Annotated in this window: 6 protein-coding genes; all 6 read right to left on the reverse strand. The window is 70.7% G+C overall.

Features of this window, described 5'->3' with window-relative positions; genetic code table 11:
- Positions 1-22: 22 nt before the first annotated feature.
- The 6 genes from OC439_RS26915 to OC439_RS26940 all read right to left on the reverse strand — a co-directional run bounded on the left by OC439_RS26915 (position 23) and on the right by OC439_RS26940 (position 7,649).
- Positions 23-1,129 (reverse strand): succinate dehydrogenase/fumarate reductase iron-sulfur subunit, encoded by a 1,107-nt coding sequence (locus OC439_RS26915; RefSeq protein WP_262015869.1) that lies wholly within the window; start codon positions 1,127-1,129, stop codon positions 23-25.
- Positions 1,129-3,042, reverse strand: a complete 1,914-nt coding sequence (locus tag OC439_RS26920; protein WP_262015870.1) for a fumarate reductase/succinate dehydrogenase flavoprotein subunit — start codon at positions 3,040-3,042, stop codon at positions 1,129-1,131. The genes OC439_RS26915 and OC439_RS26920 overlap by 1 nt, the downstream gene beginning before the upstream one ends.
- Positions 3,043-3,052: 10 nt before the next feature.
- Positions 3,053-3,874, reverse strand: a complete 822-nt coding sequence (locus OC439_RS26925) for a hypothetical protein (protein ID WP_121685313.1) — start codon at positions 3,872-3,874, stop codon at positions 3,053-3,055.
- A 227-nt stretch (positions 3,875-4,101) separates the two neighbouring features.
- A complete protein-coding gene (locus OC439_RS26930; RefSeq protein WP_262015871.1) occupies positions 4,102-5,520 on the reverse strand; it encodes a TldD/PmbA family protein in 1,419 nt (472 codons plus the stop codon).
- Positions 5,521-5,596: 76 nt separating this feature from the next.
- A complete protein-coding gene (locus tag OC439_RS26935; protein WP_262015872.1) occupies positions 5,597-7,033 on the reverse strand; it encodes a TldD/PmbA family protein in 1,437 nt (478 codons plus the stop codon).
- Between the two features lie 67 nt (positions 7,034-7,100).
- The gene (locus OC439_RS26940; protein WP_262015873.1) at positions 7,101-7,649 is read right to left on the reverse strand and encodes a Uma2 family endonuclease; all 549 of its coding nucleotides are present in this window, start codon (positions 7,647-7,649) and stop codon (positions 7,101-7,103) included.
- Between the last annotated feature and the right edge of the window lie 381 nt (positions 7,650-8,030).

Genomic DNA, 8,030 nt, shown 5'->3' on the forward strand with positions numbered 1-8,030 from the left:
CCCGTCGTCGTCGCGCTGCTGTTCAGTGCTTCGGCTCGTCCTGCTGCGGGTGAGCGAAGTTGAGGTGCTCGGGCGGCAGCGGGAACGTCACGTCGTCGCCGAACGGCGACGGCGCGGCGGCCTTGTTGAACGTCAGTTCGGTCAGCGGCAGCTTGCCGTTGGCGTCCACCGCCGGGGCGGTCGGGTGCGGCACCTCGCGGTGCCAGTTGACGCCCTGCTGCGCCTGACGCTCGGCGGCACTGTCGTGCGAGCCGCCCGCGTGCGAGTGCACCCCGCCGGCGTGCGAACCGCCGCCGTGCGCGTGCGCCCCGCCGTGCGCCCCTCCGGACGTAACGGCACCGCTGGAATGCCCGCTGGTCGCGCTGGTCTGAGGCACCTGACCCCTCCGGAAGATCTTGTTACCGAGCCACACAAGGGGATCGTACCTGCGGTCGACGACCCGTTCCTTCATGGGGATGATCCCGTTGTCGGTGATCTTGATGTGCTCGGGGCAGACCTCGGTGCAGCACTTGGTGATGTTGCAGAACCCGAGACCCATGTCCGACTGCGCGTACTCCCGGCGGTCGGTACGCGCGTCGAGCGGGTGCATGTCCAGCTCGGCCGCCCGGATGAAGAACCGGGGACCGGAGAACGCCGGCTTGTTCTCCTCGTGGTCACGGATCACGTGGCAGACGTTCTGGCACAGGAAGCACTCGATGCACTTGCGGAACTCCTGCGAGCGCTCGACGTCGACCTGCTGCATCCGGTAGTCACCGGGGGCCACGTCGGCCGGCGGCGCGAACGCCGGGGTCTCCCGGGCCTTCTCGTAGTTGAACGAGACGTCGGTGACCAGGTCCCGGATCACCGGGAAGGTGCGCAGCGGGGTGACGGTGACGGTCTCGGACTCCTCGAACGTCGACATCCGGGTCATGCAGCCCAGCCGCGGCTTGCCGTTGATCTCCATGGAGCAGGAGCCGCACTTGCCGGCCTTGCAGTTCCACCGGCACGCCAGGTCGGGGGCCTCGGTGGCCTGGAGCCGGTGGATCACGTCGAGGACCACCTCGCCCTCGTTCACCTCGACCGTGTAGTCCTTCAGGTCCCCGCCGGTCTCGTCGCCCCGCCAGATGCGGAACTGGCGCTTACTTCCCATCAGTTGTTCGCCTCCTCGTTGAGGGCGTCGAACTCGGCGAGTTCCTCGTCGGTCAGGTACTTGGCCAGCTCGGCCCGGTCGAACAGCCCGATCAGCTCCGGCCGCATCTTCGGCAGCGGCTTCTCGGTGAGCCGGACCGCGTCCCCGTCCAGCGAGCAGACCAGGTTGACCCGGCGCCACTTCGGGTCCATCGCCGGGTAGTCCTCCCGGGTGTGCCCGCCGCGCGACTCCTGCCGCTCCAGCGCCGCCATCGCGGTGCACTCCGAGACCACGAGCATGTTGCGCAGGTCCAGCGCCAGGTGCCAGCCCGGGTTGTAGCGCCGGCCGCCGGCCGCGCTGACCTTCGCCACCCGCTCCCGCAGCTCGGCCAGCCTGCGCATGGCGTCCGCGAGCTCGCTCTCCCGGCGGATGATGCCGACCAGGTCGCCCATCACCGCCTGCAGGTCCTGCTGGAGCTGGTAGGGGCTCTCGCCGGTGTCCCGCTGCAGGGGCGCCAGCGCCGTCTCCACGGCGGCCTCGACCGCCGCCACCGACACCGCCGGGCGGGTGGTGAGCTGATCGGTGTACGTGGCCGCGTGCCCGCCCGCGCGCTTGCCGAAGACCAGCAGGTCGGACAGGGAGTTGCCGCCGAGCCGGTTGGAGCCGTGCATGCCGCCGGACACCTCACCGGCGGCGTAGAGCCCGCGCACGGTGCCGTACGCCGCGCCGGAGTCCGGGTCGACCTCGACGCCGCCCATCACGTAGTGACAGGTCGGGCCGACCTCCATCGGCTCCTTGGTGATGTCGACGTCGGCCAGTTCCTTGAACTGGTGGTACATCGACGGGAGGCGGCGGCGGATCTCCTCGGCCGACTTACGGGAGGCGATGTCCAGGTAGACGCCGCCGGCCGGCGTACCCCGGCCCTCCTTGACCTCGCTGTTGATCGCACGGGCGACCTCGTCGCGGGGCAGCAGCTCCGGCGGACGCCGGTTGTTGTCCGGGTCGGTGTACCAGCGGTCCGCCTCCTCCTCGGTCTCCGCGTACTGCTTGCGGAACACGTCCGGGACGTAGTCGAACATGAACCGCTTGCCCTCGGAGTTCTTCAGCACGCCGCCGTCGCCGCGTACCGACTCGGTGACCAGGATGCCCTTCACCGAGGGCGGCCAGACCATGCCGGTCGGGTGGAACTGGAGGAACTCCATGTTGATCAGCGTGGCCCCGGCGCGCAGCGCCAGCGCGTGCCCGTCACCGGTGTACTCCCACGAGTTCGAGGTGACCTTGTAGGACCGTCCGACGCCGCCGGTCGCGAGCACCACCGCGGGCGCCTCGAACAGGACGAACTCGCCGGACTCGCGGTAGTAGCCGAACGCACCGGCGATCCGGTCGCCGTCGAGCAGCAGCTCGGTGATCGTGGTCTCGGAGAAGACCCGGATCCGCGCGTCGTAGCTGCCGAACTCCTGCTTGTCCTCCTGCTGGAGCGAGACGATCTTCTGCTGGAGGGTACGGATCAGCTCCAGGCCGGTCCGGTCGCCGACGTGCGCCAGGCGCGGGTACTCGTGGCCGCCGAAGTTGCGCTGCGAGATCTTCCCGTCCTTGGTGCGGTCGAACAGCGCGCCGTACGTCTCCAGCTCCCAGATCCGCTGCGGCGCCTCCTTGGCGTGCAGCTCGGCCATCCGGAAGTTGTTGAGGAACTTGCCACCGCGCATGGTGTCCCGGAAGTGCACCTGCCAGTTGTCGCGCGAGTTCACGTTGCCCATCGCGGCGGCGGCGCCGCCCTCGGCCATCACCGTGTGCGCCTTGCCGAACAGCGACTTCGAGATGATCGCGGTCTTCTTGCCGGCCAGCCGGGCCTCGATCGCCGCGCGCAGGCCGGCGCCACCGGCCCCGATCACGACGACGTCGTAGTGGTGTCGTTCGATTCGCGTCTCAGTCATGTCCAGGCTCTCAGTTGATGAACCGCAGGTCGTTGATCCAGCCGGCGGCGACCGCCATCACGTAGAAGTCGGTGAGTGCCAGGGTGCCGAGGGTGATCCAGGCGAGCTGCATGTGCCGGACGTTCAACCAGGACACCCCGGTCCACGCCTTGTAGCGCATCGGGTGCTTGGAGAAGTGCTTGAGCCGCCCGCCGATGATGTGCCGGCAGGAGTGGCAGGAGATCGTGTACGCCCACAGCATCACCACGTTGCCGATCAGGATGATGTTGCCCAGGCCGAAGCCGAAGCCCTCGGGGGAGTGGAAGGCCAGGACCGCGTCCCAGGTGTTGATCAGCGAGATGATCGCGGCGGCGTAGAAGAAGTAGCGGTGCAGGTTCTGCCCGAGCAGCGGGAACCGCGTCTCGCCGCTGTACGACTGGTGCCCGTCCGGCACCGCGCAGGCCGGCGGCGACAGCCAGAACGACCGGTAGTACGCCTTGCGGTAGTAGTAGCAGGTCAGCCGGAACAGCAGCAGGAACGGCAGGGTGAGCGCCGCGTCCGGGATGATCCACCAGCCGGGCAGGAACTGGCCGAAGTGCGAGGAGCCCTCGACGCAGCGGTCGGTGACGCAGGGGGAGTAGAACGGCGTCAGGTAGTGGTACTGCTCCACCCAGTACCACTTGTGCATGAAGACCCGGACCGTCGCGTAGATGACCCACGCGCTGAGGCCCACCACTGTGATCAGCGGGGCGATCCACCATCTGTCGGTCCGCAACGTCTTCGCCGCGATGGCGGCGCGTGCCCGCCCTCCCCGCGGCTGCGGTCTCGGCGTCCTGGCCGACGTAGTTGTCATTCGAGTCATCTCCCTGACGTCACTGTCACGTCCTGCGCACGCGCGAGGCCACACCGGCGAACCGGTGCGGCTAAGTGACACACGTTACGCCGATCTTCACGGCCCGGCCGCGCAACGCAGTGTCCCGTGTGTCCCGCAGCTTGGAAAGAGTCAGTTCATGATCAATGTGGCGGGTCGGCCGAACGGTGCGCCGACCGGTGCCGTGACGCGCCAGGCGGCGCGCCGGATCACCCGGACGCGCCGCCGGTGAAGTGCCAGGAGGCCAGCCGCAGCGCCGGGGTCTCGTACCAGGAGCCGTCGACGCGAGCGGGCTGGCGAACCGCCGTCCGGCCCAGGCCGAGCACCCGGCCCGGCCCCATCGCCAGGGGGTACGACTCGGTGAACCGGAAGTCGCGTACCGCCCGGGTCGGGACGCCGTCCTCGACCAGCCACACCCCGTTGCGGGTCAGCCCGGTGACCACCAGCTGCTTCGGGTCCAGCACCCGGGTGTACCAGAAGTCGCTCACCAGCAGCCCGCGCCGCATCCCGGACACCAGCGCGGCGGTGTCCGGGTCGCCCACCGCCCCGGTCACGCCCGCGCTCACCGCCGCGGCGGCCGACTCCGCGCCCGGGTCCGCGCCGGCCGCCAGCAGGCGGACGTTGTGCGGGATCGGCCCGAACGTCGCGCTCCCCGGCATACCGTGGCCGGTGGACCCGGTGCCCGCCTCGGCGCCGCCGCGCCTGTCGTACGCCACCGCCCCTGTGGTGCCCCGCTCCACCAGCGGCAACGCCCGCCGGGGCGTGCCCTCCAGATCGAACGGCAGCGTGCCGGCGTGCAGCGGGTCGTCCACCAGCGTCACCGCCGGGTCGAACTGGGCGGTGCCCGGTTCGGCGAAGGACTGCCGTTCGGCGTACCGCTTGCCGTTGAAGCCGTACCAGGCCAGGTTCTGCAACAGGTCGGCGACGGCCGCCGGTTCGAGCACCACCTCGTAGTGCCCGGGCGGCAGCTCGACCGGGTCGGCAGCGGCGCGCGCCTTCGCCGCCGCACGGGCGCCGAGCGCCGCGCCGTCGAGATCGGCCAGCCGGTCGGCGCAGAGCCGGGCCACCCCGTCGGCGCCGCTGGCGCGGGCGATGCCGTCCATCGCCGCCTCGGCCGCACGGCCCACAGCCGTGTGCCCGGCCGAGTTGGCGAACGCCCCCGACCGGTACGCGGTGCGGCAGTAGCCGGCCGCCTCCAGCCCGTCGACCGCGTCCACGAACGCGCGTACCCGCTCGGCCCGTTCGTCGGGCGAGGCGAACGCGGTGGCCTCGTCGACGGCCGGGCCGGACGGCACCGAGGTCGGGGCGGTGAGCCCCGGCCAGGCCGGGTCGGGCGGCGCGAGGTGGGCCGCGGCTCGGGTCCGCTCGACCAGGGCGGCCAGCCCGTCGGCGTCGACCCGGCTGCCGCTGCCGGTCGCGGTCCGCCCGTCCACGTGCAACCGCAGGTGTACGGCGACGCCGGTCTCGGACACGTTCTGGTGGATGAACGAGTTGGCGAACCGGGTCAGCGCCAGGTCGGTGCGGGTCACCAGCACCTCGGCCTCGGCGCCCGGACCGGCCGTGTGCCGGACCAGGTCCACCACCCCGGAAGCGATCTCCAACTCGGCGCTCACGCTGCGCTCGCTCATGCCGGCACTCCGCTTCGCTCCGTGCCGTCATGAGGCACCGTCGCCCTGAGCCTGCTGATTCGCTCGCTGCGCTCGCTCATGCCCGTACCCCCACGCGGACGCCGCGGAACCGGGCCGGCGCGGCCGGGTGACCGGTGTGCCCGACCTGGCCGGGCTGCCCCTTCCCGCAGTTCGGCGTGCCCCAGGCGACCGTCTCCGAGGAGAGCATGTCCATCGAGCGCCAGAAGACCGGCCCGATGCCGGTGTAGGTCGGGTTGCGCAGCATCCGCCCCCGGCGGCCCTTCTTCACCTCCCAGCCGACCTCGCAGCCGAACTGGAAGTTGAGCCGCTTGTCGTCGATCGACCAGGACCGGTTGATGTCCATCAGCACCCCGTCGTCGGTGGCCGCGATGATCTCGTCGAGCGTGTGCGGGCCGGGTTCCAGGCCCACGTTCGTCATCCGCACCATCGGCAACCGGGCCCAGCCGTCTGCCCGTACGCTGCCGCCGTAGTCGAGGCCGGCGACGGCGGCCGAGTCACGGCCGGCGAGCACCCCGACCCACCGCCCCTCGCGGACCGCGTCCCGGGCGACCGCCGGGGAGCCCTCGTCGTCGAAGCCGAAGCTGCCCAGCGCGCCCGGGATGGTCGGGTCGATCGTCACGTTCATCAGCTCGGAGCCGTACCGCAGCGAGCCGAGGCGGGCCAGGTCGAGCCAGGACGTGCCGGCGAACGCCGCCTCCCAGCCGAGGATGCGGTCCAGCTCGATGGCATGCCCGACGGACTCGTGGATCTGCAACGCGAGCTGCTCGCCGCCGAGGATCAGATCGGTCTCGCCGGACGGGCAGAGCGGCGCGGTGAGCAGCTCGCGGGACTCCTCGGCGATCCGGGCGGCGTGCGCGGCCAGGTCGAGCGAGGTGACCAGCTCCCAGCCGGTGGTGCCGTACTGCCCGCGGTAGCTCGGGTAGGACCGCCGCTGGGTCTCGCCGGCACCGATCGAGGTGGCCGAGATGCCGCCACCGCACTCCCGGATGCGCTGGTCGATCCGGTGGCCCTCGCTGGAGACGAACCACTTCGAGGTGTCCCAGATCTGGTAGAGCCCTTCGGCCAGGTCGGCGCCGTGCTCGCGCATCGTCGCCGTGGCGCGGACCAGCAGGTCGCCCTTGTCCGACAGCGGCACCCCGAGCGGGTCGACGCCGCAGTCCGAGGCCCAGCTCGCCACCGTCGCCTCGACCGGCACCAGGTCGATCGGCGGGCCGGGCACCCGCGCGCTCGCGGTGGCGATCGCCGCGGCGCGCCGGCCGGCGTCGCGGGCCGCGGCGTCGGACAGATCGGGTACGGCGTGGAAGCCCCACCCCGATCCGACGAGTGCGCGTACGCCCAGCCCGATGCTCTCGTCCTGGCTCAGCTCCTCGATGTCGCCGTTGCGGGCCGACATCGACTCGTAGCGGCGGTGCATGACCCGGGCGTCGGCGTACCGGGCACCCGCGTCGAGAGCGGCCTGGACGGCTGCGGTCGCCGCGTCGAACTCGCTCATGCCGGCACTCCGTTGCCCTGCTGACGCTCGCTCATGCGCCGACCCTAGGCGAGCGCACCGACATCCGTCAGGCGAGCAGATCCTCAGGCCGGATCGTCGCGTGGACCGGATCCGTCAGCTCCAGTACCTCGCCGGCCTTCGTGACGGACCGCTCGACGTAGTGCGCTCCTTGCCGCTGGTAAAGGTGCATCGTCAGGGTTTCCTGGTCGACAAGGAGATACCACTCGATGCCGGCGGCAGCGTAGTAGTGCATCTTGAGCACTTTGTCCGTGGCGGCGTTGCTCGGGGAGATGATCTCGCAGACCAGCCGGACGCTGCTCGCCTCGATAACGGGAACCCGGAGATCAACGTCGTCGACAATGGCGAGGTCGGGGATCGGTATCCGGCCCGGCCTGAGTCGGACGTTCACCGCTTCCAGTACGCGAAGCCCGGCTTGGCGCACTGGTGCCCGGAGTGCGGCCCGCAGCTCACCGGAGATGTTCTGGTGCAGCGGGGTGGGACCTGGAGTCACGTAGAGGCTCCCGTCGAAGAATTCGACGCGTTCCTGCGTCTCGCCGAGGGCGAGGTACTCCTCTTCGGTCCACGGGCCGTCGTGGCCGAACACCGCCGCGGTCATGGTCACCTCCACCTCGTGCTGGTGAGAATCCTTCCCTGATCGCCACGACCATCGTCGCACGACGGGTGCGACGACGAGGCGGCGACGCCCAATCGCGGCTGTGGATGTCCCAGGTGAGGGGCGTGCGGACGGGAGACCGAGTCGTTACGCTCGGACCGCTGACAGACCGCTCGATGTAGCTTATTTTCGCCTCTGGGGATTTCCTGTAGGTTCTCTTCATCACCGAAGGGGAGGCGGTCAATGGGCAGGTCGGAGGCGGTGCCGTCCGGGGAGCCGGACCGCCCGGAGGTGCCGGAGCAGCGCTCCGGCGACGGGCCCTATCTCCAGGTCAGGGATCTGCGGGTGCGGTTCGACACCGAGGACGGTGTGGTGCGGGCCGTG

The sequence above is a fragment of the Micromonospora sp. Mcm103 genome (genome assembly GCF_024519755.1).
GTDB lineage: Bacteria > Actinomycetota > Actinomycetes > Mycobacteriales > Micromonosporaceae > Micromonospora > Micromonospora aurantiaca.

Coding starts and splice junctions, on each gene's coding strand:
- OC439_RS26920 (WP_262015870.1), bottom strand. CDS start 3,042: ATGACTGAGACGCGAATCGAACGACACCACTACGACGTCGTCGTGATC.
- OC439_RS26925 (WP_121685313.1), bottom strand. CDS start 3,874: ATGACAACTACGTCGGCCAGGACGCCGAGACCGCAGCCGCGGGGAGGG.
- OC439_RS26940 (WP_262015873.1), bottom strand. CDS start 7,649: ATGACCGCGGCGGTGTTCGGCCACGACGGCCCGTGGACCGAAGAGGAG.
- OC439_RS26935 (WP_262015872.1), bottom strand. CDS start 7,033: ATGAGCGAGTTCGACGCGGCGACCGCAGCCGTCCAGGCCGCTCTCGAC.
- OC439_RS26930 (WP_262015871.1), bottom strand. CDS start 5,520: ATGAGCGAGCGCAGCGTGAGCGCCGAGTTGGAGATCGCTTCCGGGGTG.
- OC439_RS26915 (WP_262015869.1), bottom strand. CDS start 1,129: ATGGGAAGTAAGCGCCAGTTCCGCATCTGGCGGGGCGACGAGACCGGC.